21 protein-coding genes, 1 pseudogene and 1 riboswitch are annotated in these 23774 nt (G+C 76.3%); of the genes and pseudogenes, 11 read left to right on the top strand and 11 right to left on the bottom strand.

All coding sequences use genetic code 11. The annotated features are described in order from the left end of the window. Window positions 1-86: 86 nt before the first annotated feature. The 3 genes and pseudogenes from ACSNN7_RS12475 to ACSNN7_RS12465 form a co-directional block, all read right to left on the bottom strand. A pseudogene (locus ACSNN7_RS12475) lies at window positions 87-2347 on the bottom strand (VWA domain-containing protein); the annotation flags it as partial. A 55-nt stretch (window positions 2348-2402) separates the two neighbouring features. Next, window positions 2403-6098, bottom strand: coding sequence for a cobaltochelatase subunit CobN (cobN, locus tag ACSNN7_RS12470; protein WP_436680899.1), 3696 nt, complete (start codon window positions 6096-6098; stop codon window positions 2403-2405). 134 nt (window positions 6099-6232) lie between these two features. Further along, on the bottom strand, window positions 6233-6382 hold the full coding sequence (locus ACSNN7_RS12465) for a hypothetical protein (RefSeq protein ID WP_436680898.1): 150 nt from the start codon (window positions 6380-6382) through the stop codon (window positions 6233-6235). 45 nt (window positions 6383-6427) lie between these two features. Further along, window positions 6428-6558: riboswitch (cobalamin riboswitch) on the bottom strand. 429 nt (window positions 6559-6987) lie between these two features. Here ACSNN7_RS12465 and ACSNN7_RS12460 point away from each other — a divergent pair. Further along, entirely contained in the window at window positions 6988-7617 is a 630-nt protein-coding gene (locus ACSNN7_RS12460) for an MBL fold metallo-hydrolase (RefSeq protein ID WP_436680897.1), read from the top strand. A 4-nt stretch (window positions 7618-7621) separates the two neighbouring features. Here the strand turns inward: ACSNN7_RS12460 and ACSNN7_RS12455 are convergent, their stop codons facing one another. The 4 genes from ACSNN7_RS12455 to ACSNN7_RS12440 form a co-directional block, all read right to left on the bottom strand. Then, entirely contained in the window at window positions 7622-7957 is a 336-nt protein-coding gene (locus ACSNN7_RS12455) for a hypothetical protein (RefSeq protein WP_436680896.1), read from the bottom strand. Window positions 7958-8049: 92 nt separating this feature from the next. Further along, complete coding sequence (locus ACSNN7_RS12450; protein WP_436680895.1) at window positions 8050-8946, bottom strand: aldo/keto reductase; 897 nt, start codon at window positions 8944-8946, stop codon at window positions 8050-8052. Between the two features lie 80 nt (window positions 8947-9026). Then, the gene (locus tag ACSNN7_RS12445) at window positions 9027-10238 is read right to left on the bottom strand and encodes an MFS transporter (RefSeq protein ID WP_436680894.1); all 1212 of its coding nucleotides are present in this window, start codon (window positions 10236-10238) and stop codon (window positions 9027-9029) included. A gap of 125 nt (window positions 10239-10363) precedes the next feature. After that, window positions 10364-11182: an SDR family oxidoreductase gene (locus tag ACSNN7_RS12440; protein ID WP_436680893.1), complete on the bottom strand. Its 819-nt coding sequence runs from the start codon at window positions 11180-11182 to the stop codon at window positions 10364-10366. 81 nt (window positions 11183-11263) lie between these two features. On the opposite strand from ACSNN7_RS12440, the gene ACSNN7_RS12435 reads away from it, so the two are divergent. After that, the gene (locus ACSNN7_RS12435) at window positions 11264-12202 is read left to right on the top strand and encodes an AraC family transcriptional regulator (protein ID WP_436680892.1); all 939 of its coding nucleotides are present in this window, start codon (window positions 11264-11266) and stop codon (window positions 12200-12202) included. Between the two features lie 55 nt (window positions 12203-12257). On the opposite strand, the gene ACSNN7_RS12430 is transcribed toward ACSNN7_RS12435, so the two are convergent. After that, window positions 12258-12887 (bottom strand): TetR/AcrR family transcriptional regulator, encoded by a 630-nt coding sequence (locus ACSNN7_RS12430; protein WP_436680891.1) that lies wholly within the window; start codon window positions 12885-12887, stop codon window positions 12258-12260. A gap of 35 nt (window positions 12888-12922) precedes the next feature. Between ACSNN7_RS12430 and ACSNN7_RS12425 the strand changes: the two genes are divergently transcribed. Further along, the gene (locus ACSNN7_RS12425) at window positions 12923-14116 is read left to right on the top strand and encodes an FAD-dependent monooxygenase (protein WP_436680890.1); all 1194 of its coding nucleotides are present in this window, start codon (window positions 12923-12925) and stop codon (window positions 14114-14116) included. Window positions 14117-14150: 34 nt separating this feature from the next. Here the strand turns inward: ACSNN7_RS12425 and ACSNN7_RS12420 are convergent, their stop codons facing one another. Genes ACSNN7_RS12420 through ACSNN7_RS12410 form a run of 3 tightly spaced genes read right to left on the bottom strand, consistent with a single transcriptional unit; the run spans window position 14151 to window position 15621 of the window. Continuing rightward, on the bottom strand, window positions 14151-14576 hold the full coding sequence (locus ACSNN7_RS12420; RefSeq protein WP_436680889.1) for an NUDIX domain-containing protein: 426 nt from the start codon (window positions 14574-14576) through the stop codon (window positions 14151-14153). 53 nt (window positions 14577-14629) lie between these two features. After that, window positions 14630-15106: a cupin domain-containing protein gene (locus ACSNN7_RS12415; RefSeq protein ID WP_154936386.1), complete on the bottom strand. Its 477-nt coding sequence runs from the start codon at window positions 15104-15106 to the stop codon at window positions 14630-14632. Window positions 15107-15135: 29 nt separating this feature from the next. Further along, window positions 15136-15621: an RrF2 family transcriptional regulator gene (locus ACSNN7_RS12410; protein ID WP_436680888.1), complete on the bottom strand. Its 486-nt coding sequence runs from the start codon at window positions 15619-15621 to the stop codon at window positions 15136-15138. A 370-nt stretch (window positions 15622-15991) separates the two neighbouring features. On the opposite strand from ACSNN7_RS12410, the gene ACSNN7_RS12405 reads away from it, so the two are divergent. From ACSNN7_RS12405 to ACSNN7_RS12370, 8 genes are all read left to right on the top strand, one after another. Beyond that, window positions 15992-16738 (top strand): LppM family (lipo)protein, encoded by a 747-nt coding sequence (locus tag ACSNN7_RS12405; protein WP_436680887.1) that lies wholly within the window; start codon window positions 15992-15994, stop codon window positions 16736-16738. 115 nt (window positions 16739-16853) lie between these two features. After that, the gene (locus tag ACSNN7_RS12400) at window positions 16854-17201 is read left to right on the top strand and encodes a hypothetical protein (RefSeq protein WP_436680886.1); all 348 of its coding nucleotides are present in this window, start codon (window positions 16854-16856) and stop codon (window positions 17199-17201) included. Between the two features lie 14 nt (window positions 17202-17215). Beyond that, complete coding sequence (locus ACSNN7_RS12395; protein WP_436680885.1) at window positions 17216-17824, top strand: glycine zipper family protein; 609 nt, start codon at window positions 17216-17218, stop codon at window positions 17822-17824. After that, window positions 17821-18516: a carboxypeptidase-like regulatory domain-containing protein gene (locus ACSNN7_RS12390; protein ID WP_436680884.1), complete on the top strand. Its 696-nt coding sequence runs from the start codon at window positions 17821-17823 to the stop codon at window positions 18514-18516. Before ACSNN7_RS12395 ends, ACSNN7_RS12390 begins: the two co-directional genes overlap by 4 nt. A 30-nt stretch (window positions 18517-18546) precedes the next feature. Beyond that, a complete protein-coding gene (locus tag ACSNN7_RS12385; protein ID WP_436680883.1) occupies window positions 18547-19788 on the top strand; it encodes a phage tail sheath family protein in 1242 nt (413 codons plus the stop codon). 1 nt (window position 19789) lies between these two features. Continuing rightward, a complete protein-coding gene (locus ACSNN7_RS12380) occupies window positions 19790-20275 on the top strand; it encodes a phage tail protein (RefSeq protein WP_088961616.1) in 486 nt (161 codons plus the stop codon). A 1719-nt stretch (window positions 20276-21994) separates the two neighbouring features. Then, complete coding sequence (locus ACSNN7_RS12375; RefSeq protein ID WP_436680882.1) at window positions 21995-22747, top strand: CIS tube protein; 753 nt, start codon at window positions 21995-21997, stop codon at window positions 22745-22747. Further along, window positions 22744-23774: phage late control D family protein (locus tag ACSNN7_RS12370; protein ID WP_436680881.1), on the top strand; the 1031-nt coding region annotated here is incomplete at its 3' end. The genes ACSNN7_RS12375 and ACSNN7_RS12370, both read left to right, overlap by 4 nt.

Raw genomic sequence — 23774 nt, 5'->3', positions numbered from 1 at the left:
CAGGCGCTCCTTCTCATGGTGGCGGCGGGTCCGGCCGCCGCGGCCGGGCAGTCGTGGTGGGTGCCGCCCCGGCAGGTGCAGGCCGCAGCGGTGGCGAGCCGGCGCAGCGGGTCGGTGGCGACGGTGTCGAGGCGGTGGTGGTCCGCGGCGAGCTGGGCGGCGAGGCGGCGGGCGAGGCCGAGCCGGACCGGGCCGGACTCGCAGTCGACCACCACGGCGGGCGCGCCGGTGGCGGCGAGCACCGCTGCGGCCCGGGCGGCCCGGTCGAGCGGACGCTCCCCGGCGGTGGCCCGGCCGTCGGTGACGACCAGCACCAGGGGGCGGCGCTTCGGGTCGCGCAGCCGCTCGACCCGCAGCAGCTCGGCGGCGGCGAGCAGCCCCTCCGCCAGCGGCGTGCGCCCGCCGGTGGGCAGCTCGGCCAGCCGGGTCGAGGCGGCCAGCACCGAGGAGGTGGCGGGCAGCAGGGTGCGCGCCCCGGCGCCCCGGAAGGCGATCACGGCGACCTTGTCCCGGCGCTGGTAGGCGTCGGTGAGCAGGGCGAGCACCGCGCCCTTGACGGCGGACATCCGCTGCCGGGCGCCCATCGAACCGCTGGCGTCGACCACGAAGAGCACGAGGTTGCCCTCGCGTCCCTCGCGGACCGCCTCCCGCAGGTCGTCGGGGCGCAGCAGCAGCGGGCCGCCGTCGCGCCCCCGGCCGCTCTGGTGCGGGGCGGCGGCGCGCACCGTCGCCGGCAGGTGCAGCGCGCCCGGCCGGCCGGCCGGTACCCGGGCGCCGGTGGTGCGGCCCCGCCCGGTCCGGGCGCGGGACCGCCGGCCGGGCACGCCCTCGCCGACGCCGGGCGCGGTGAGCAGCCGGGCCTTCAGCCCGCCACGCGGCAGTGCCACCGGCCGGGTACCGGTCGACCCGTCGTCGCCGCCCGGCCGCCCGGCACCGGGCCGGCCGCCGTTCTCGCCCGGTTCGGCGGCGGCCGGCCAGGTGGCGTCGGCGGACGGGTCCTCGTCGCCGGGCCCGGGCCGTCCGCCGGTGCCGTCGCCGTGCTCCGGCGGGCCGGCGTCCGGGTCCTGGTCACCGAGCCCGTCGGCGCGTCCCGTCGGACGCCCGGTCCCGCCGTCGCCCCCGTCCGAACCGGCACCGGGTCCGTCCGCACCGTCGCCGGGAGCCCCCGGACCGGTACCGGGCTGACCGGGGCCGCCCGGACCGGGGCCCGGGCCGCCGCCGTCGGGGTCGCCGTCGGGGCCGGGGCCGCCGCCGGGCGGGTCGTCGTCGGGGTGCTCGTCCTGGGCCCGCCGCAACGCCTCGTCCAGGCGCTTCTCGTCCAGGTCCGGGCTGTCGAACGGGTCGCGGCGGCGGCGGTGCGGCAGCGCGAGCCGGGCGGCGACCCGGACGTCCTCGGCGCTCACCCGGTCCCGGCCCTGCCAGGCGGCGTGCGCCAGCGCGGTACGGGCGGTGACGATGTCGGCGCGCATCCCGTCCACGTCGAACGCGGCGCACACTTCGGCGATCTGGCGCAGCGCGGCGTCGGGCAGCAGCACCCGGTCCAGCCGCCGCCGGGCGGCGGCGACCCGGCGGGCGATCTCGGCGTCGGCGTCGGCCCACCGGGCGGCGAACCCGGCCGGGTCGGCGTCGGCGGCCAGCCGGCGGCGGACCACCTCCACGCGGACGGCCGGGTCGCGGCTGGCCCCGACGGCGACGGTGAGCCCGAACCGGTCGAGCAGCTGCGGGCGCAGCTCCCCCTCCTCCGGGTTCATCGTGCCGACCAGCAGGAACCGGGCGGCGTGGCTGACCGAGACGCCCTCCCGCTCGACGTGGCAGCGGCCCATCGCGGCGGCGTCGAGCAGCAGGTCGACCAGGTGGTCGTGGAGCAGGTTCACCTCGTCGACGTAGAGCACGCCGCGGTGGGCGGCGGCGAGCAGGCCGGGCTCGAAGGCGCGTACCCCCTCGCCGAGGGCCTTCTCCAGGTCGAGCGAGCCGACCACCCGGTCCTCGGCGGCGCCGACCGGCAGCTCGACCAGGCGGGCCGGGCGGCGCTCGGCCGCCGGTGCGGCCGGGTGCGGCCCGTCCGGGCAGGCCGGGTCGGCGGCGGCCGGGTCGCAGGCGAAGCGGCAGCCGGCGACCCGGTCGACCGGGGGCAGCAACGCGGCGAGCGCCCGGACGGCGGTGGACTTGGCGGTGCCCTTCTCGCCCCGCACCAGCACCCCGCCGATGGCCGGGGAGACGGCGTTGAGCAGCAGGGCCAGCCGCATGTCGTCCATGCCCAGCACCGCGCTGAACGGGTACGTCGTCACTGTGCCTCCTGCGATCGCGACTGCGGGGCTCGCAAACCCGGCTCACTCCTCGCGCTCACTGCGCCTCCTGCGATCGCGACTGCGGGGCTCGCAAACCCGGCTCACTCCTCGCGCTCACTGCCGGTCCTCCAGGTCGCCCTCGCCAGCCAGGTACGTGTCGCGGAGCCGGTCGAGGGTGGCCGGCTCGGGCGCGGCCCACAGCCCCCGGTCGGCGGCCTCCAGCAGCCGCTCGGTGATGCCGCGCAGCGCCCACGGGTTGGACTGCTCCAGGAACTCGCGGGTGGTCTCGTCGAAGACGTACGCGGCGGCCAGGTGCTCGTACATCCAGTCGTCGACGACGCCGGCGGTGGCGTCGTAGCCGAACAGGTAGTCCACGGTGGCGGCCAGCTCGAACGCGCCCTTGTAGCCGTGCCGGCGCATCGCGGCGATCCACTTCGGGTTGACCACCCGGGCCCGGAACACCCGCCGGGTCTCCTCGCCGAGGGTGCGGGTACGCACGTCGTGCGGCATCGCCGAGTCGCCCACGTACGCGGCGGGCGCGGCGCCGGTGAGGTGGCGGACCATCGCCACCATCCCGCCGTGGTACTGGAAGTAGTCGTCGGAGTCGACGATGTCGTGCTCGCGGGTGTCCTGGTTCTTCACGGCGACGGCGATGCGGGCGAAGGAGCGTTCCATGTCGGCGCGCGCCTCCCGCCCGTCCAGCCCCCGGCCGTAGGCGTAGCCGCCCCAGACGGCGTACACCTCGGCGAGGTCGGCGTCGGTGCGCCAGTTCCGGGCGTCGATCAGCGGCAGCAGCCCCGCCCCGTACGCCCCCGGCTTGGAGCCGAAGATCCGGGCGGTGGCCCGCCGCTCGTCGCCGTGCTCGGCGAGGTCGGCGGCCACGTGGGCGCGGACGTAGTTCTTCTCGGCCGGCTCGTCGAGGGCGGCGACCCGGCGTACCGCGTCGTCGAGCAGCGCCACGACGTGCGGGAAGGCGTCGCGGAAGAAGCCGGAGATGCGCACGGTGACGTCGACCCGGGGGCGGCCCAGCTCGGCCACCGGCACCACCTCGACGCCGGTGACCCGGCGGGAGCGGTCGTCCCAGACCGGCCGGCAGCCGAGCAGGGCCAGCACCTCGGCGATGTCGTCGCCCTGGGTCCGCATGGCGCTGGTGCCCCAGACGGTGAGTCCCACCGAGCGGGGGTACGCGCCGGTGTCGGCCAGGTGCCGGGCGAGCAGCGAGTCCGCTAGGGCCACCCCGACGTCCCAGGCGTTGCGCGACGGGATGGCCTTGGGGTCGACGGAGTAGAAGTTGCGGCCGGTGGGGAGCACGTTGACCAGGCCGCGGGTGGGTGAGCCGGACGGGCCGGGCGGCACGAACCGGCCGTCGAGCGCGCCGAGCAACCGGTCGATCTCGTCGGTGGTCCGGGCCAGCCGGGGCACCACCTCGCGGGCGGCGAAGCGCAGCACGTCGGCGGCGTCGCCGATCGCCCGGCCGGTGACCTCCTCGACCACCGCGTCGACCTTGTCGGCGTCCCAGCCGAGGGTCTCCATGCCGACGACGAGCCGGCGGGCCAGGGCCTCGATCAGGTCGACGGCGTCGGCGGCGGTGCCGGCCGGCCCGTCGGCCGCCTCGGTGAGCGGCTCGGGCACGGCGATGCGCCGTCCCGGCTCGGCGAGCAGGTCCTGCTCGTCCAGCCCGTACGCGGCGGCGAGCGCCTGGCGCAGGCCGGGCAGGGCGCGGGTGCCGCCCCAGACCTGGGGGGCGCGCAGCACGGCGAGGACGAGGTTGACCCGGGCCTCGCCGGTGGGCGCCTCGGCGAGGATGTGCAGCCCGTCGCGGATCTGCACGTCCTTGACCTCGCAGAGGTACCCGTCGAGGTGCAGCACGAAGTCGTCGAAGTCGTCGGCGGCGGGCATGTCCTCGGTGTGCAGGTCGTGGTGCAGCTCGGCGGCGCGGACCAGCTCCCAGATCTGCGCCCGCACGGTGGGCACCTTGGCCGGGTCGAGCGCCTGCACTCCTGCGTACTCGTCGAGGAGCTGTTCGAGCCGCGCCAGGTCGCCGTACGTCTCGGCGCGGGCCATCGGCGGCACGAGGTGGTCGACGACGACGGCGTGCGCCCGCCGCTTGGCCTGGGTCCCCTCGCCGGGGTCGTTGACGATGAACGGGTAGACCAGCGGTAGGTCGCCGAGGACCGCGTCGGGGGCGCAGTCGGCGGCCAGCCCGAGGCCCTTGCCGGGCAGCCATTCCAGGGTGCCGTGCTTGCCGAGGTGCACCACCGCGTCCGCGCCGAAGCCGCCGTCGGCCACCGGCGCGGCCAGCCAGCGGTACGCGGCCAGGTAGTGGTGGCTGGGCGGCAGGTCGGGGTCGTGGTAGATCGCGATCGGGTTCTCGCCGAAGCCGCGCGGCGGTTGGATCATCAGCACCACGTTGCCGAAGCGCAGCCCGGCCAGGACCAGGTCGTCGCCGTCGGTGTAGAGCTCGCCGGGCGGCTCGCCCCAGTGGGTGCGCATCCGCTCCCGCAGCGGCGCCGGCACCCGGGCGAACCAGCGCCGGTAGGTCGGCCCGGGCACCCGCGCCTCGGCGGCGGCGAGCTGCTCCGGGGTGAGCCACTCGACGTCGTGCCCGCCGGCGGCGATCAGCGCGTGGATCAGCGCGTCCCCGTCGGTGGGGACCGGCTCGTCGCCCAGGTCGTAGCCGGCCTCGGCGAGGGCGGTGAGCAGGCGTACCGCCGAGGCGGGGGTGTCCAGTCCGACGGCGTTGCCGACCCGGGAGTGCTTGGTCGGGTACGAGCTGAGCACGACCGCTAGGCGCTTGTCGGCGTTGGGCACGTGCCGCAGGCGGGCCTGGCGGACGGCGATGCCGGCCACCCGGGCGGCCCGCTCCGCGTCGGCGGCGTAGACCGAGAGCCCGTCGGCGTCGATGCGCTTGAACGAGAACGGCACGGTGACGATCCGCCCGTCGAACTCGGGGATGGCCACCTGCATCGCGGCGTCCAACGGGGAGAGTCCGGCGTCGCTGCCGGCCCACTGCTCCCGGGTGCTGGTGAGGCAGAGCGCCTGCACGATCGGCACGTCGAGGGCGGCGAGCGCGCCGACGTCCCAGGCGTCCTCGTCGCCCCCGCCGGAGGCGTCCGCGGCCACGGCGCCGCCGGCGGCGAGCACGGTGACGACCAGGGCGTCGCAGCGGGCGAAGAGGGGCAGCGGCCCCTCGCCGGGGCGCAGCCCGCGCAGTGAGCCGCAGAAGATCGGCAGCGGATCGCCGCCGGCCGCCTCGACCGCGTCGGCGAGCACGTCGACGAAGCCGGTGTTCCCGGCGAGGGCGTGCGCCCGGTAGAAGACGATCCCGACGGTGGGGCGGGCCGCCGTGGCCGCGCCGGCCGCCGCCGACACTCCGGCGGTCCGGTCACCGTGGACGCCGTAGGCCGGGGTGGGCGCGGGCGGATCGAAGCCCTCGCCGGTGAGCAGCACCGTGTCGGAGAGGAAGCGGGCCAGCTCGGCCAGGTTCGCCGGGCCCCCCTCGACCAGGTAGGACAGCGCCTGGGTGGCCACCCCGGAGGCCACCGTGGAGACGGCCATCAGCTCCGCGTCGGGCACCGCCTCACCGCCGAGCACGACCGTGGGCACGCCGGAGGCGAGCACGGCGGCCAGCCCGTCCGGCCACGCCTGCCGGCCGCCGAGCAGGCGTACGACGGCGAGGTCGACCCCGTCGAGCAGCGCCGGCACGGTGTCGGCGGCGACCCGGGCGGGGTTGGCCAGCCGGTAGCCGGCGCCGCTGGCGCGGGCGGCGAGCAGGTCGGTGTCGGCGGTGGAGAGCAGCAGGATGCGCACGGACGGCTCCGGAGAGTAACGCCCGGACCGGCGCGGGGACGGTCGGGCGGGGCGAGGGGGGCGCAGTTCAGCGGGTACGACGAACCGCCGGGCCGGTCACCGGCGGTCAGCCGGTGGGCGGCACGGCGCGGAGGTCAGCGGTGAACGGCGGTACGCGGGGAGCGGGCCCCGGTCGGGGTGTCCGGGCCGGTGGCCGGCGCGACGGCGCGGCCGGGCGGGGGCGCGACACAGCACACGGAACGGGTACGACGGAGCTCGTCGACGGTGGAGACGCTGCGCGTCATCGGGTCCTCCTCGGGTGTCCACGCCCTTGGGTCACTCGACGGCCGAAGTATCCTGGCTTCCGGATCGACGCTCTCCCCCGGCCTTCCAAGCCGCAGGAACACGGCCGTGACTCGCGAGGGGGGATCGCTCCCCGGTGACAGTGGCGGGACCGCGCCGGAATCGCACCGGCTTCCTTCACTGCCGTCAGGCCGCGAATGCTGCCACACCCCTCGGCGTCGGGTCAACGCCGCCCGGGGCGGCACCGAACGCGCCGGCCCATCGAAGCCCGGCGATCACCGGCGCCTTTTCCCGCACGTCGGACAATGTCCGGCCTCGATGCCGCGCACCCTTTGCTCTGCTGCCCCGGAGGCGACACCGGCAACGCTGCGCCGTCGCCGGGGCGGCAGCAGAGCAAAGGGGACGGTGCGGGCGGGTATCCGCCGGTCAGCGTCGGCGCCGGGGCCATCGACCGGGGACCGGGCGCCTACGATCGGTCCCGCCGGCCAAAGCGTCGACGGTCGATCGGGAAAGGACCCCAGCCATCGCCGACCCCACGTTCCACCATCTCGCCGGCCGGGTCTGGCACTACCCGGGCGATCCCGACCCGGAGGCCGTCCGGCCGAGCGTGGCCTTGATCACCCACGAGCGCGGCAGCGTGCTGGTCGACGCCGGGCAGAGCCCGGGCCACGCCCGGGAGATCCGCGCCGCGCTGACGGCGGCGGGGCTGCCCGAGCCGCGCTGGCTGGTCTACACCCACCACCACTGGGACCACGTGTGGGGCGCCTGCGCCTGGCCGGGCGTGCAAATCGTCGGCCACCTCGCCGGGGAGCGTCTGCTGCGCGCGGAGGCGGCCCGCCCGTGGAGCCATCGCTACCTACGCGAGCAGGTCCGCGCCGAGCCGCGCCTGGGCCCCAGCTTCCGGGCCCGCGCCTTGGCCATGGACTCCTGGGACGACTTCGCGGTGCTGCCGCCCACCCGCACCTTCACCGACGAGCTGGAGCTGCCCACCGGCGTACGGCTGCGTCACGTCGGCGGCCGGCACGCCCCGGACTCGACGGTGGTGCTGGTGCCCGACTCGGGGGTCATGCTGCTCGGCGACTGCTTCTACCCGCCGCCGTGGCACCTGCGCCAGGACGGTGACGCCCCCGACCTGGCGCTGGTACGCCGGCTGCTCGACGACCGCTACCACTGGTACGTCTCCAGCCACGCCGACCCGATGACCCTCGACGAGGCCCGGGCCGCCGTGCAGGGGTGAGCGGTCAGCGCATCCGGCGTTCCGGGTGGGCCCGGTTCCAGACCCGCATCCGCTCCGGATATCCGGTCTTCGTCGCCTCGTAGAGCGGCACGGCGTGCCGGCCGGCCAGCTTCGCCGCCGCCTGCGGCGTGCCGGTACGGCGGCGGATCCACTCGCCGTCGTGGGCGATCGCCACCACCGTGGTGTCGGTGGCGATGGTCTCCGGCTCCAGGTAGAACTCCACGCCGTGCCGGCTCGTCACGAACTGCTCCAGCGCGGTCAGGTCCTCGAGGGTGGCCTCCCGGTCGAGCTTGGTCGGGGTGGGGACGGCGGTCCGCAACCGCCGGTTGAACCAGCCCATCTGCCCGCTCCTCTCCTCGGCGTCCCTCCAGTGGAGCACCCTGGCCTGGCAGTCCGCTGCGAGGACGGTGACAGTGACCTGACCGTGGGTACTCAGCCGAGCGCGGCCAGCTCCTCGGCGGAGAGCCGCAGCGCCCCGGCCGCGACGTTCTGCGCCAGGTGTGCCTCGTCGCCGGTGCCGGGGATGGCCAGCACGTGCGGCCCCTGGTGCAGGGTCCAGGCGAGGCGGACCTGGTGCGGGGTGACGCCGTGGGCCCGCGCGACGGCGTGGACGGCGGTGACGTGCTCGGCCGCCGCGCCCGCCTCCCGCCGGGTGCCGGCGAGGGCGAAGAACGGCACGTACGCCACTCCGCGCGAGCCGCACTCGCGCAGCAGGGCGTCCTGGTCGCCCCGGTTGTCGATGGCGTAGCTGTTCTGCACGCAGACCACCGGGGCGACGGCCTGCGCCTCGTCGAGGTGGTCGAGGCGGACGTTGGAGAGCCCGAGGTGGCGGATCAGCCCGGCGTCGCGCAGCTCGGCCAGCACGCCGAAGGACTCCGCGACCGAGTCCCGCCCGGGCCGCTTGACGATGCGCAGGTTCACCACGTCGAGGTGGTCGCGGCCGAGCCGGCGCAGGTTCTCCTCCACCTGGGCGCGCAGCCCGGCGGGCGTGACGTCCTCGCGCAGCCCGGTCGCCGGGTCGTACGCGAAGCCGACCTTGGTGGTGATCACCAGGTCCTCCGGGTACGGGGCGAGCGCGGCGCGGATCAGCTCGGTGGCGTACCGGGCGGGGCCGGTGCCGACGTCGAGGGTGCCGCCGGGCGAGACGTAGAAGGCGGCGGTGTCGATGTGGTTCACGCCCAGCTCCACGGCGCGGCGCAGCACCCGGACGGCGCGGCCGGGGTCGGGGTCGGCGGTGGTCCGCATGGAGCCGAACCCCATCCGGCGCACGGCGCGGTCACCCAGGGTCCAGCTGCCCGCGGCGGTCGCGGTGATCTCGTCGGTAGGCATCCGGCGACCCTAGCCAGCGCGGGTGCGCGGCGCAGTCGGCCGCGCACCCGATACCGCCTGCGGCCGGTCGCTGTTAGGTTTTATCTGCTGGCGGGGTGCGCCGGCGGGCGGGTCACCGGCACCAGAGCCAGGGTCGGCAGCAGCAGCAGCGGCACCACCAGCAGCGCGTTCAGAATGCCGACCCGGTCGCCGAGCAGGCCGAGCAGGGGCGGCCCGGCGAGGAACGACGTGTAGCCCAGCACCGCGACCACACTGACCCGCGCCGGCGCCCGCTCCTCGTCGTCGGCGGCGGCGCTCATCCCCACCGGGAAGCCCAGCGAGGCGCCGAGCCCCCAGAGCGCCACGCCGGCGATCGCCACCGGCCCGGAGCCGGCCAGCACCGCCACCGCCGCGCCGAACGCGGCGAGCAGGATGGTGGCCACCAGGACCGGCACCCGTCCCCAGCGGTCGAGGGCCACGGTGCCGACGGTCCGGCCGAGCGTCATACCCGTGACGAAGACCGCGAAGACGGCGGCGCCGACGGCCTCGCTCGTGCCGTACCCGTCGACGAAGGCGACCGCGAGCCAGTCGTTGGCGCTGCCCTCGGCGAACGCCATCACCAGCACCAGCAGGCCGAGGAGCAGGGTGCGCGGCTCCCGCCAGGCGGCGAGCAGGCCACCGCGCCGGGAGGCGGCGGAATCGCCGGTGGGCTGGGCGGGCAGGAACGCCCGGGCGCCGAGCAGGGTGCCGCCGAGCACGACCGCCGCCAGCACCGCCAGGTGCACGTCGATCGGCACGGCGAGGCGGGCGGCCCCGGCGCCGATGGCGGCGCCGGCCACCGAGCCGAGGCTCCAGGCGGCGTGGAAGCGCGGCATGATCGTGCGTCCCAGCCGCTTCTCGACCGCGGCGCCCTCGACGTTCATCGCCACGTCGCAGGTACCGGAGCCGTAGCCGAGGGCGAACAGGCCGACCGCGACGCCGGGCAGCGAGCCGGCCACGCCGGTGGCCACCCCGACCCCGGCCATCCCGACCGCCACCAGCACGGTGGACGCCACCACCGTGCGGGCCGCGCCGAGGCGCTGGGTCACCAGTCCGGCGGTGGTCAGGGCCAGCACCGCGCCGCCGGACATGGCCAGCAGCAGCAGGCCGAGCCGGCCGGCGCTGAGCCCGAGGGCCTCGCGGACCGCCGGGACCCGGGAGAACCAGGACGCGACGGCGAGGCCGTTGAGGGCGAAGACCACCGCGACGCCGGTGCGGGCGGCCAGCACCCGCCCGGGTACGGCGGGGCTCGGCGCGGTGAGGAGTGGGCTCACGTGCAGTCCTTCCGGTGATACGACGTCTCGCTGTCGATCACACACCGGAATCGTCACGACCACAAGCGGGATGCGCTCCTTACCACATGCTGGTCAGGCGCGGGCCCGTCGACCCGCCCCGGCGGTCAGGGGCGCCAGGCCGCGGCCGCCTGCTCCGCGTACGCCCGGAAGTCGCGCGGCGGGCGGCCGAGCACCCGCTGGACGCCGTCGTCCAGCCGGGCGTTGCGGCCGTCGAGGACCTCGGTGAACAGGTACGTCAGCAGCGCCACCTCCTCCGCTGCGACGCCCGCGGCGGTCAGCTCGGCCGCGTACGCGGCGCTGGTGACCGGGACGAACCGCACGGGGCGGCCGGCGGCGGCGATCTCGGCGACCGCCTCGGCGAAGGTCAGCAGCCGGGGGCCGGTCAGCTCGTACGTCCGGCCGGCGTGCCGGTCAGTGGTCAGGGCGGCGACGGCGACCTCGGCGATGTCGTCGGCGTCGACGAAGGGCTCCGGCACGTCACCGACGGGCAGCGCGAGCACGCCGGCGCGCACCGGCTCCACCAGGTGTCCCTCGCTGAAGTTCTGGGCGAACCAGCTGGCCCGCAGCACCGTGGGGTCGACCCCGCCGGCGGCGACGGCCCGCTCGGCCTCGGCCGCCTCGGGCTCGCCGCGCCCGGAGAGCAGCACCACCCGCCGCACGCCGTGCGCGACGGCCAGCCGGGCGAGGTCGCCCACCGCCTCGACGGCGCCGGGCGCGGCCAGGTCCGGCTGGTACGCGAGGTAGACCGCGCCGGCGCCGCGCAGCGCCGGGGCCCAGGTGTCCCGGTCGGTCCAGTCGAAGGGGGGCGCGCCGGCCCGCGAGCCGATCCGGGTGGGTACGCCGAGCGCGGTGAGCCGCCGGGCGACCCGCCGGCCGGTCTTGCCGGTGCCGCCGAGGACGAGTGTCGTCAGGTGTTCCGTCATGGGGACAGTCAACCGATCGGCGGTGAGACGCTGAATGGTTCGCCGTCGTGCGGGCATACGCGCGCGTCTACGATCGCCGCTGTGGATCCGCTGACCGGGCTGCTCGACGGCCCCCGCGCCCGGGGCGCGTTCCTGCTCCGCTCGCTGCTCGACCCGCCGTTCGCGCTGCGCATCGAGGACCGGGCCCCGCTGACCGTGGTGGCCGTGGTGCGCGGCACCGCCTGGGTGGTGCCCGACGCCAGCCCGGCCGAGCTGCTGCGCCCCGGCGACGTGGCGGTGCTGCGCGGCCCGGACGGGTACACCGTCGCCGACGACCCGGCCACCGCACCGCAGGTGGTCATCCATCCGGGCCAGCGGTGCACCACCCTGCGCGGCGAGCCGTTCACCACCACCCCGGCGGCGGGGGTGCGGACCTGGGGCACCGGGACGCCGGGCGGGACGGCGCTGCTGACCGGGACGTACCAGTTGCCGGGCGAGGTCAACCGGCGGCTGCTCGCCGCCCTGCCCGCGCTGCTGGTGGTCCGCGCCGACGAGTGGCGCAGCCCGCTGGTCGGGCTGCTCGCCGAGGAGGTGGTGCGCGACTCCCCCGGGCAGGAGGCCGTCCTGGACCGGCTGCTCGACCTGCTGCTGATCGCCGTCCTGCGGACCTGGTTCGACCGGCCGGGCGCGACCCCCTCCTGGTACGCGGCGGCGGCCGATCCGGTGGTCGGGCCGGCCCTGCGCCTGCTGCGTGCCGATCCGGCGCGCCCCTGGACGGTGGCGTCGCTGGCCGCCGAGGTCGGGGTGTCCCGGGCCGCGCTGGCCCGCCGCTTCACCGAACTGGTCGGCGAGCCGCCGATGGCGTACCTCATCGGCTGGCGGCTGAGCCTCGCGGCGGACCTGCTGCGTGAGCCGGACGCCACGCTCGGCGCGGTGGCCCGCCGGGTCGGCTACGGCAGCCCGTTCGCGCTGAGCACCGCCTTCCGCCGGGTACGCGGCATCAGCCCCCGGGAGCATCGCACCCGGACCCCGGCCGGCTGACCCCCTCGATCCGCGCCACGACGCGGCCGGTCGGAGCGGGCGTCGTCCGCACGGGTCAGGCGCCGGTGAAGGCGCGGAGCAGGGCGCGTACGGCGGCGCGCAGGTCCTCGCGGCTCTCCGGGCTGCCGGGCGGGGGCGCGCTGAGCGCGCCGGCGCCGACGAGGCGGTCGAAGAGCAGCCCGTCGACGAAGGCCACGAACTGGTCGCCCTGCCGCCGCGGGTCGGCCGCCCCGGCGCCGGCCAGCAGCGCCCGGGCCTGCTCGCGCAGCACGGTGCCGTGCGTCAGGATCCGGCGCAGCTCGGGCCGGTGCACGGCTTCCAGCAGGCAGGCGTAGCGGGCCAGGCTGCGGTCCCGGCCGGTGGTGAGCCAGCGGTCCAGCACCTGCGCCGTGGCCTCGGCGAGCCGGTCGAGGTCGGCCGGGGTGAGCCGGGGCGGCGGCCCGGCCGGCGGCGCCTCGGTGGGCAGTTCCCGGTCGGCCAGGTCGGCCTGGTCCAGGTCGACCAGGCGGCGCACCACCGCCTCGATCAGCGCCTGCCGGGTCCGCAGGTACGCCGAGGTGGTGCCCAGCGGCACCCCGGCCCGGGTGTCGACGGCCCGGTGGGTGAGTGCCCGCATCCCGCCCTCGGCGAGCAGCGCGATGGCCGCGTCGGCCAACGCCGCCACCCGCGCGGACCGACCGCTCATCCCGGGCCTCCTCGTCGTCGTTCTACAGTTGTAGTATGAACTTCTACAGGTGTAGAAGGGCGGTCGGCATGGACGGACACGCGGTGGTGGTCGGCGGCGGCATCGGCGGGCTGGCCGCCGCCCTCGCCCTGCACCGGGCGGGCTGGCGGATCACCGTGCTCGAGCGCGCGCCCGAGCTGCGCGAGGTGGGCGCCGGGCTGACCCTGATGTCCAACGCACTGCGCGGGCTGGACGCGCTCGGCGTCGGGGAGGCGGTGCGCGCGCACGGCCGGGCCGAGGCCCCTGGCGGGCTGCGGACCCGCAGTGGACGCTGGCTGTCCCGGGTGGCCGCCGCCGAGCTGACCCGGCAGGTGGGCACGACCGCCCTCGGCGTGCACCGGGGCCGGCTGCACGCCGTGCTGCGCGACGCCCTGCCGCCGGCCGCGCTGCGCACCGACGCCGAGGTGGTCGACGTGACGACCGGCCCCGACGGCGCCGTGGTGCAGCACCGGTGGCACGACGAGCCCGCCGAGCTGGCGGCCGACCTGGTGGTCGGCGCCGACGGGCTGCGCTCGGTCGTGCGCGCCCGGCTCTGGCCGGAGCACCCCGCACCGGTGTACGCCGGGGCGACCGCCTGGCGGGCGGCGATCCGGTGGTCCGAGCCGCTGCCGACCGCGGTGAGCTGGGGTCCGGGCGCGGAGTTCGGCATGGTGCCGCTCGGCGCGGACCACGTCTACTGGTACGCCGCCGTCACCGCCCCGCCCGGCGGCCGGGCCCCCGACGAGCTGGCCGCCGTGCGGAAGCGCTTCGGCCACTGGCACGACCCGATCCCGGCGCTGCTGGCCGCCACCCGGCCCGAGCAGGTGCTGCGACACGACCTGTACCACCTCGGCACGCCGCTGCCGACGTACGTGCGGGGCCGGGTGGCGCTGCTGGGCGACGCGGCGCACGCGATGACCCCGTACCTGGGTCAGGGCGCCTGCCAGGCGATCGAGGACGCGGTCACCCTCGGGGTGGCCTGCGCCGGCGGCCCCGCGCACCTCGACGCCGCGCTCGCCCGCTACGACCGGGAACGCCGCCCGCGCAGCCAGTCGGTGGCCCGGGCCTCGGCCCGCGCCGGCCGCGTCGGCCAGCAGCTGGACCACCCGGTCGCGGTCGCGCTCCGCGACACCCTGATCCGGCTCGTCCCGTCCCGCGTCGCGCTGCGTCAGGCGGCCCGGCACGCCGACTGGCGCCCGCCGCGCGACTGAGGCAGCCCGGCCCGGGCTGCGACGGATCGGGCGGTCAGCGAGCGGCGGCGGCCAGGCCGGCGTACTCGGGCGAGACCAGGAAACGGGTCAGCACCTCGACGGTGCCGGGGGTGTACGGCCGGCCGTCGAGCACCTCGCCGGCCGGGACGAAGAGCATCGCCGCGCCCTCGCCGAGCACCACGTCCTCCTGCCGGGCCCGGGTGGAGCCGCAGAAGTAGTGCTTCACCCGGCTCACCTCCGGCACCTCCTGGCTGGCGAAGAGGCGCAGTTCGCCGTCGGGGCGCAGCCCGCTCTCCTCGTACAGCTCGCGGGCCGCGGTCTCCGCGACCGTCTCCCCCGGCTCCCAGTGCCCGCCCGGCAGCCCCCAGACGTGCGGGTGGTACGGGGCGTGCCCGTCGCGCAGCTGCAACAGCAGCCGGCCGGCCGGGTCGACGAGCAGCACGCAGGCGACGGGGTGCACCCGTCTCAGCCTAGTCGCCGGGCCCGCCGCGGCGGGCCCGGCGGGCGGCGCGGTCAGGGGCGGTCGCGCCACAGCGGGCTGTCGACGTAGTGGTTGTCGTAGCGCTGTCCGCTGGCGGCGATCTCGGCCGGGTCGGCCTCGCCCCGGTACACCCGCTCGAGGAGCCGGTAGTAGTCGAACCGGTCGATACCGGGGGTGAAGACCACCAGCACGTCGGCGGACTCGCCGCGGGCCGGGGCGAAGGCGTGCGGGGTGTGCGCGGGGACGAGCAGGAAGTCGCCGCGGCGCAGGGTGCGGATCTCATCGGCCACCAGCACGTCGAGGACCCCGTCGAGGACGAAGAAGGTCTCGGCGGCGCGGGTGTGCAGGTGCGGTGGGGCGCCGGGCGAGCCGGTGTGCAAGGTGGCCCGGTTGGCGGTGAGCGCGCCGCCGGTCTCGCCGGCGTCGCCGAGCAGCGTGATCAGGCTGGTCGGACCGTCGGCGAGGACGGTGGCGTCGTCGGCGCGGACATGCAGGGGTGCCGTGGTCATTGGTGCTCGCCTTTCGATGGCAACGATGGTCAGGACGGGGGCGCGACGAGGCGCTCACGGGTGTTCGCCGGGGTGTCCGGGTAGCGGTCACCGACCGCCTCCCGCAGCTGCGCGAGGGTCTGTCCGGCCAGCTCCCGCCGCCAGGCCAGGTCGGCGCGGCGCATCGCCTGGGAGATCAGGCAGGCCTGCCGGTAGTCGACGTCGGCGCGTCCTCCCGGCCCCTGGCGGAGGATCTGCGCGCAGCGGAAGGCCTCCTCCGCCCCCTCGATGGCGGTCACCACGTCGAGCAGGGTGATTTCCTCGGGGGCGCGGGCCAGTCGGAACCCGCCGCGCGGACCGGAGACGGACTGGAGGATCCCGGCCCGCACCAGGGCCTGCAACTGCTTGTTGAGGTATGCCGCGGGGAGCCCGTAGAACGCGGCCAGCCGGGCGGCCGACACCGCTCGCCCCGGCTCCAGCCAGGTCATGTTGAGGCAGCTGTGCAGCGCCCACTCGACGCCCTCGGCCATCTTCATATCCTGGATACTAGATATCCAGGATCGGTTCGGCAAGCGTTTCGCACAGCCACACCTCGATGCCGGCCCGCCGCCGTCGGGTCGGCCCGTCGCCTGGCGGCGGCACGCGACGGGGCACCGTCCACCCTGGCCGTATTCCGTCACCGACCTCCCGAGGCGGAGCGTCGAAATTGCGCCGGGCCAACCCTCCAGAATACCGACCGCGCCCATTTTCGGTGTCAGCCGAAAGGGAGAGCGGGCCGGTAAGATCGGTGACACGGTTGTGACTGATCGCTGACTGCGGATAGTGAGGGCGATCACACACACTGCTGGCATGAATACGGGACTCGACCGCGGCAGGGCATTCCGCCTGGCGGTGTGTCTCGCCCTGGTGGCACTGCTCACCGGATGCATGCAGCTCCACATCGGCCTGACCGTCAACGCCGACGACACGATCGACGGGCAGCTGCTGCTGACCGCCGAGAAGCGGCTGTTGACCAGCAACAACAGGACGGTGCAGGTCGGCTTTGCCGAGCTGCGGCAGAACATCCCCGCCCTGCCGGCGGGCGAGGAGCGCGTCTACGAGGACGAGCGCTACTACGGTTCCCAGATCACCTACCGCCGCACTCCGTTGGAGAAATTCAGCGGCGAGAGCGTGAAACTGGTCCGGGACGGCGATCTCTACCGATTCACCATCCCGCTCGATCCGAAGAAATACGGCGGGAAAGTGGCCGAACAGGATCCACGGAACCAGGCCGCGTTCATGCAGTTGATGTCGTTCGAGATTTCCGTGACCTTCCCCGGCCGCGTGCTCGACACCAACGGCACGGTCACCGGCCGCTCGGTCACCTGGAAGGTCGGCGCCAACCGCGACAAGCCGGCCGAGTTGCGGGCGGTGGCCGAGGCCCCGCCGAAGCCCTCGCCGTCCGGGGCCGCCGCCACCGGCGGTGACTCGGCCGGCTCATTCCCCTGGCTCCTGGTCGTCGGGGCCGTGCTCGTCCTGCTCCTGGCCGGCGCGGTCGTCGCCGTCCTGCTGCTGCGCCGACGCCGCCGTCCCGCGACCGCCGCCTCGACGCCGTCGGGTACGCCCGGCACGCCGGCCGCGACGCCACCGGCGCAGCATCCGGGGCCGGTCTGACCTCCGCGGGTCGGATCACGCCACCACCCGGGCGGTCGGGCCCGGTCCGCCTCGCCCGCCGCCGCACCTCACCACCACCACACCCCCTCCCGGCACCACCCGAAGGGAGATCGCCATGAACGATCTCTTCACCTGGCCCGCCCTCGGCAGCCTCACCGGCGCGAGCGCCGCCACCCTGCTGACCGCCAACGTCGTCGGCGGGCTGCTCGGACCCGCGGGCGACAAGGCCCGCAAGTGGATCGCCCTGGGCGTCGCCCTGGCGCTGTCCTACCTGACCGCGGCGTTCGCCGCGGACGCCGGCGCCGAAAAGTGGATCATCGCGTTCTTCAACGGGCTGATCATCTTCTCCGCCGCCCTCGGCATCAACCAACTGCCCCCGGGCAACCGGCAGGCGACGCAGGCGTCGCCGGCCCGGATCGCCCAGGGCGGCGGCGAGCCCCGCTACATCCGTTCCTGGGTCTGAGAGAGGTGAGCGTCATGGTCTTCGGAATCATCAGCGCCGCCGTCCACATCGTCCTCGGCGCCGCGCTCGGCGGCTGGGCCGGCGGCACCCTCGGCCTGCTGATCGGCGCCGTCGCCGGGCTGCTCGTCGGCGGCCCGTTCGGCTGGGCGGTCGCCTCGGCCCGGGTCTACGGCCCGGACGCCCGCGGCGTCTGGCTCTTCGTGGTGGACCACACCTGGAGCCTGCTGAACACCGCCGTCGGCGCGGTCTACCTCGCCGTGCACCTGATCTTCGGCCACCAGCTCGACCGGACCACCTCGCAGCACAGCTGCCGGGTCAACGTCGTGGAGGGCGTCTCCCCGCGGTACGCCACCACCATCGGCACGGTCTGCGCCGGCTCCAACGCGGGCATCCAGCGGCACGAGGACGTGCACATCTTCCAGGGCCGGCTGCTCGGCCCGCTCTACATCCCGCTGGTCCTGCTCAACTACGTGCTCTTCACCATCGCCCCGGTGTGGCTGCTCTGGCACGACCACACCAACGCGCCGATCAACCGCTTCACCCGGTACTTCGAGATCGGCGTCTACCCGCACGTGTGGAACGAGGCGATCGCGTACCGGATCCAGGGGACCCCGCCGCGATGACCGACGACGGGCGTGGACCGGTCGAGGCGGCCACCGCCGACCTGGCGGCGTGGCTGGCCATGGCGGCGGGCGAGGTCGTCCCGGTCGGCCCGCCCGCCGACGGCGGACCCGCCGACGGGCTGACGCTCTGGCCGCTGGACCTGCGGCCCGGCCGGCAGACCCGCGGCACCGGCAACCGGGAGCCGTACCGCTTCACGGTGCGCTACCTGCTCTGCGCCGGCGGCCCGGCGGCGCTGCCCCGGCTGGACCGGGTGCTCGCCGCCGCCGTCGCCGGCGGCGAGCCGGAGGTGCTGCTGGAGGCCGGCGACCCCGGCCTCTGGCGGGCGTTCGGCGTGCCGCCCCGGCCGGCGCTGCTGATCGACGTACCGGCGCAGGTGGCCCGGCCGCTGCCGACGGCGCCGCCGGTGCTGCGCCCGCTGCGGCTGCGGCAGCTGCCGATGCGCACCCTGGACGGCCGGGTGGTCGGCCCGCAGCAACAGCCCCTCGCCGCGATGCGGGTCGAGCTGGTCGGCACCGGGCAGGCCACGCACACCGACCCGGCCGGCCGGTTCCGGCTCACCGGCGTACCGGACGACCCGGAGCGACCCGGCCCGGTCCGGCTGCGCCTGGTCGGCCGCGGCCACACCCTGACCGCCGAGGTCGACCCGGCCGCGGCCGACCTCGTCATCGTCTGCGAACCCCCGGCCCGCTGACCCGGACCGCCCCGCGCACCAGGAGGACCGATGCCCAACTACTTCTCCCCCGGCATCTACGTCGAGGAGGTGCCGAGCGGGGCCCGCCCGATCGGGCCGGTCGGCATGAGCACCGCCGCGTTCGTCGGCATCGCCCCGGACCGCGGCGCCCACGTGGACCGGGCGCTGCCGGTGAACAGCTGGTCGGAGTTCCTGCGGCTCTACGCCGCCGGCGAGCGCCCGGAGAGCACCCCGCTGGCCCGCGCCGTCTTCGGCTTCCTCGACAACGGCGGGACCCGGTGCTGGGTGGTCAACGTCGGCGAGGGCGGCCAGCTCACCGGCGGCGGCCAGCGCCGCGCCGGCCTGCAACTGCTGGAGGCCGTGGACGAGGTCAGCATCCTCGCCGCCCCCGGCTTCCACGACCCGGTCTCGCACGAGGCGCTGCTGAGCATGGCCGAGCGGCTGCGCACCATGGTGGCGATCTGCGACCCGTCCCCGGGCATCGACGACATCTCGGCGCTGACCCGGGTCGCCACCCCGAGCTCCGCCCGCGCCCCCCGCGCCGCCGACGGCAAACCCGCCGAGGGTACGGCGAAACCGGCCGACGACGACGGTGGCGGCACCGCCGCGTACCGGCCCCGGCAGTCGGACTTCGGCACCTGCTACTTCCCCTGGCTGCGGGTGCGCGACCCGCTCAGCGGCGAGCTGGTGCTCACCCCGCCCAGCGGCCACATGGCCGGCATCTGGGCCCGCACGGATGGGCTGCGCGGGGTGCACAAGGCACCGGCCAACGAGCCGGTACGCGGGGCGGTCGACCTGGAGTACCTGGTCACCCGCCCGGAGCACGACGTGCTCAACCCGAAGGGCGTCAACGTGATCCGCTACTTCGCCGGCGAGGGCATCCGGGTGTGGGGCGCCCGTACGCTCGCCGCCGAGGCCAGCGAGTGGCGCTACCTCAACGTGCGGCGGCTCTCCATCTCCATCGAGCAGGCGATCGCCAACGGCACCCGCTGGATGGTCTTCGAGCCGAACGACTTCTCGCTGTGGCGCTCCATCCGGCGCGACATCGGCGCCTTCCTCACCCGGGTCTGGCGCGACGGGGCCCTGCTGGGGCGCACGCCCGAGGAGGCGTTCTTCGTCAAGTGCGACGAGGAGACCAACCCGGCCGACGTCCGCGACGCCGGCATGGTGGTCGCCCACATCGGCATCGCGGTGGTCAAGCCCGCGGAGTTCGTGGTGTTCAAGCTGAGCCAGTGGGCCGGTGGCACCGAGACCGAGACGATCGGAGGCTGACATGACCACCCCCGCCACGCCGCAACCGGGCGCGCCGGTCGACCCGTACCGGGCCTACAACTTCAAGCTGCTCATCAACGGCATCACCAACGGACACTTCACCGAGGTCAGCGGCTTGGAGGTGACGATCGCCCGGCGGGCGTACCGGGAGGCCGGCAACGACCGGATCCGGGCCGTACCCGGCCAGGTCGACTACGCCCCGGTGACCCTGCACTTCGGGCTCACCTCCTCCCGCGAGCTGTGGGACTGGGTGCAGGCCGCGGCCCGGGGGACGGTGAACCGGCGCAACGTCTCGGTGGTGCTGCTCGACGCCGCCGGCACCAGCGAGGCGCTGCGCTGGAACATGATCAACGCGTGGCCGATGCGGTGGCGCGGCGCGCACCTGCACACCCTCTCCCAGGAGATCGCCATCGAGGCGCTGACCCTGGCGTACGAGGGTCTGGAGCTGGAGTCGGGCAGTGCCGCCGCCGCGCCCAGGACCGCGTAGCTGGCTGGCCCGGCAGCTCCGGGTCGCCGCCGACGCGGTCGAGCGGTGGGATCCCGCCCCGACCGCCGGTGGCCCACCGCCCGCGCCGGACCTGCCGCCGGCCGAGGCGACGCGGGAGGTGCCGCGCCGGCCGGGCCAGCCGCCGGAGCACTGGCTGCGCCTGGTCGCCGCGCACGCCCCCGGCCTGCTGCGCGGCCTGGACGTCGACCCGGACGCCCTGCCGGACGCCGAACCGCCGCCGGGTCCGTCCGACCCTTGGGGCGATCTGGCCGACGTACCCGCCGGCTCCGGCACGCCGCCCTCGACCGGCCCGGTGCGGTCGAGGCCTGGCGCCGGCTCGTGGCCCGGTGACGCCGACGCGGCTGCCGGCTCGTGGTCGGGTGGCTCCGACGTTGGCCAGTGGCGGGGCCACCTCGACGGGGGCGCACGGCCCGGCGACCCCGCCGCCGCCGACCTCAGGTGGCACGGCGACCGCGATGGAGTCCCGGGCTCATCGCCGAGCCGTCCCGACGGCACCGCCGGCTCATCGCCCCACGCCCGGGGCGCAGGCAGGACCGGCGAGCCCGGCACGGGCGTGGGCCACCGGCCCGGCGATCCGGGCACGGGCATGGGCTGTCGGCCCGGCGATCCGGGCACCGGCGTGGGGTACCGGCCGGGCACGGGCGTGGGCTCGTGCGCCGGCGACTCCGGAGTGGCCCCCGGTTTCCACGCCGAAACGGCGAGCAACCGGCCCGACGGCGTCGACGGCACCGCCGCGCCGAGCCTTCCGGTCGACGGCACGTCGCCCGGCCCTGGCCCGGCCGGCGGGACGGGAGCCGCGGCGCCGGACGCCCCACCGGGACCGCCGCCGGCCTCTACCCGGCTCGGACGATCAGCACCCCACCGGTCCGGACGGGCCGAGCGACACGGTGGGCAGCCGGCCGAGGCCGACCGGTCCGCAGGGCCTGACACCGCCGCTCACCCGCGGCCCGACGGCCTGATCGGGTGCAGTTGTTGTCGCTCCCACGACAACAACTGCACCCGATCGCGGTGGCCGATCCGTCCGGGCGGATCAGGGCCGGGCGACGGCAGCGCCGACCGGCACCGGGACGCACTGCCGCCGCCCGGTCCCGGCGAGCCGCGCATCGACGCCGTCGACCAGCCGGCCACCGGCCGGCTCCCGGCGACCGCATCCTTCGCGGGCACGACAGCCGACGGCCGGGCGGGCACCGGAACCGATGCGTACCGACCGGACGCGACGGGCCGGGACGGCATCGACGCGCTCCGGTTCCCAGCCCCCTGGTCTGCGCCGACGGGAGCGCGGAGGGCTGACCGAACCCCGGCCGACGTCGCGGGAGCCCGGACGCGCAGGGTCGGTCCGGACGATGCCGCAGCCGCGGTCGAGCACGCCACCGCAGTCGGGCACGACGGACAGCCCATCGGGGACATCGGCTTCGACAGCCGATCCTGGTCCACCCACCGCCGGCCGGCAGCGCGATTCGACCAGAACTGGCCCGCCAATGTCCCGCCCGCCCCCGCGCCCAATCCGTGGCCGGTCCTGCCGGACGGGACCGGCGCGGAGGGCGTACCCCCGGCCGGAGCGACCACGGCGGGCCGGGCCGGGCCGTGGGCCGCCGATCCGTGGCCCGCGCTGCCCGACGACCCGGCGTGGCGACCGGCCCCCGACGCCCACGACGGTGAGCGGCTGCGCCGCCTCGACCACGAGCAGCGGGGGGCCTGATGGAACGGGTGGCCTTCCTGGTCGACGAGTCCGGGGTGCGGGTGGACTGCCTGCTCAACCCGGAGACCGTGCAGGTGACCCGGCTGGCCGGGGTACGGCCGCGCGGCGTCGGCGACGGGCAGCTCACCGGGGCCGGCCTCGCCGACGACCCGCTGGTCTTCACCGGCGGCGGCCGCACCGAACTGGTGCTCGACCTGCTCTTCGACACCGACCTGGTGGACGCGCCGGCCCGCCCGGAGGACGTGCGCGCCCTCACCCGTCCGCTGTGGATGCTGGCGGAGAACTCCGCCGCCGCGCACGGCTGGCTGCGTCCGCCGCTGGTCCGGCTGGTCTGGGGCAAGACCTGGAACGTGCCCGGCGTCATCGTCGCGATCGCCGAACGGTTCGACGCGTTCACCCTCAGCGGCTCGCCCCGGCGGTCCTGGCTGCGGCTGAAGCTGGTTCGGGTGGCGGAGTCCGCCGACGAGGCCCAGGAGGGCTTCGACGAGGAACTGGCCGCCGCCAGCACCCCCACCGCGGCGCCCGGCTCGGCGGTGGTGGCCGCCGGGGACGGCTCCGCCGTGCCCGGGTACTCCGGGGTCCGCTTCGACCTGCTCGCCCACGACGCGCTCGGCTCGCCGCTGCGCTGGCGGCTGCTCGCCGAGCACAACCGGATCACCGACCCGCTGACCGTGCCGGCCGGTACCGCCCTCGCGGTGCCCCCGCTCACCGCCGCCGCGACCACCCCGACCCCGCCGGGAGGTACCCCGTGACCGCCTGGCCGACGGTGCTGCTCGACGGCGTACCGCTGGAGGCGCGCCGGCTCCGGTCGGTGCGGGTCGCCGCCCGGCTGGACCAGCCGACCCAGTGCGAGGTCGGGTACGCCGCCGGCCCCGGCCCGGCCGGGCTCGACCTCGGCCCCGGCCCGGCGGTGCCGACCGGCGCGACGCTCGACGTCCGGCTGGCCGACGCCGCCCTCTTCTCCGGGGAGGTGACCTGCGTCGAGGTGGAGCACGCCGCCGACGGCGCCGCCCTGGTCCGGCTGCGCGGCTACCAGCCCCTGCACCGGCTGCGCAAGCGGCAGCGGTTGCGGGTCTTCGAGTCGGTCACCGCCGCCGACCTGGCCCGGGACCTGTGCGCCGAGGCCGGGCTCGACGTCGACGCCGAGGACGACGGACCGCGCCTGGAGCGGGTGCTCCAGCACCGGCACAGCGACCTGGACCTGCTGCTGGAGGTCGCCGGCCGGGCCGGGCTGCACCTCGCCGACGACTCCGACCGGCTGCGGCTGGTCACCCTGGACGGTCACGGCGAACCGCTGCCGCTGACCCTCGGCCGGAGCCTGCACTCGGTACGGATCGCGGCCAACCTGGACCGGGCCGCCACCGAGAGCGCGGCGCTGGGCTGGCATCCGCAGCGGGCCGAGCCGATCAGCCAGCGGGCCGACGTGGCGCGCACCGGCCGGCGCATCCCGCTCGACCCGGACCCGGCGGTCGTCGGCGCGGACGGGGTGCGCACGGCGGTCGACCAGCCGGGCCGCAGCGACGACGAGCTGGCCGCGATCGCCCAGGCCGGGCTGGACGCCCGGGTGGCCGCGCTGGTCACCGCCGAGGGGGTCGCCGAGGGCGACCCGGCGCTGCGCCCCGGCCGCCGCGTCGAGCTGGCCGGGGTCGCCGACCCGGTGGCCGGGGTGTACGTGCTGACCGAGGTGGTGCACACCATCGACGCCAACGGTCACCTGACCCGGTTCACCACCGCCCCGCCCGAGCCGGTCCGGGTCGGCCACGTCGGTGACCGTGCCGA

Origin of the sequence: Micromonospora sp. URMC 105, assembly GCF_051386295.1 — a bacterium.
In the GTDB taxonomy this organism is placed as follows: Bacteria; Actinomycetota; Actinomycetes; order Mycobacteriales; family Micromonosporaceae; genus Micromonospora.
Note: the sequence above shows the minus strand (reverse complement) of the source record. Positions and strands in the feature narration are given on the sequence as shown.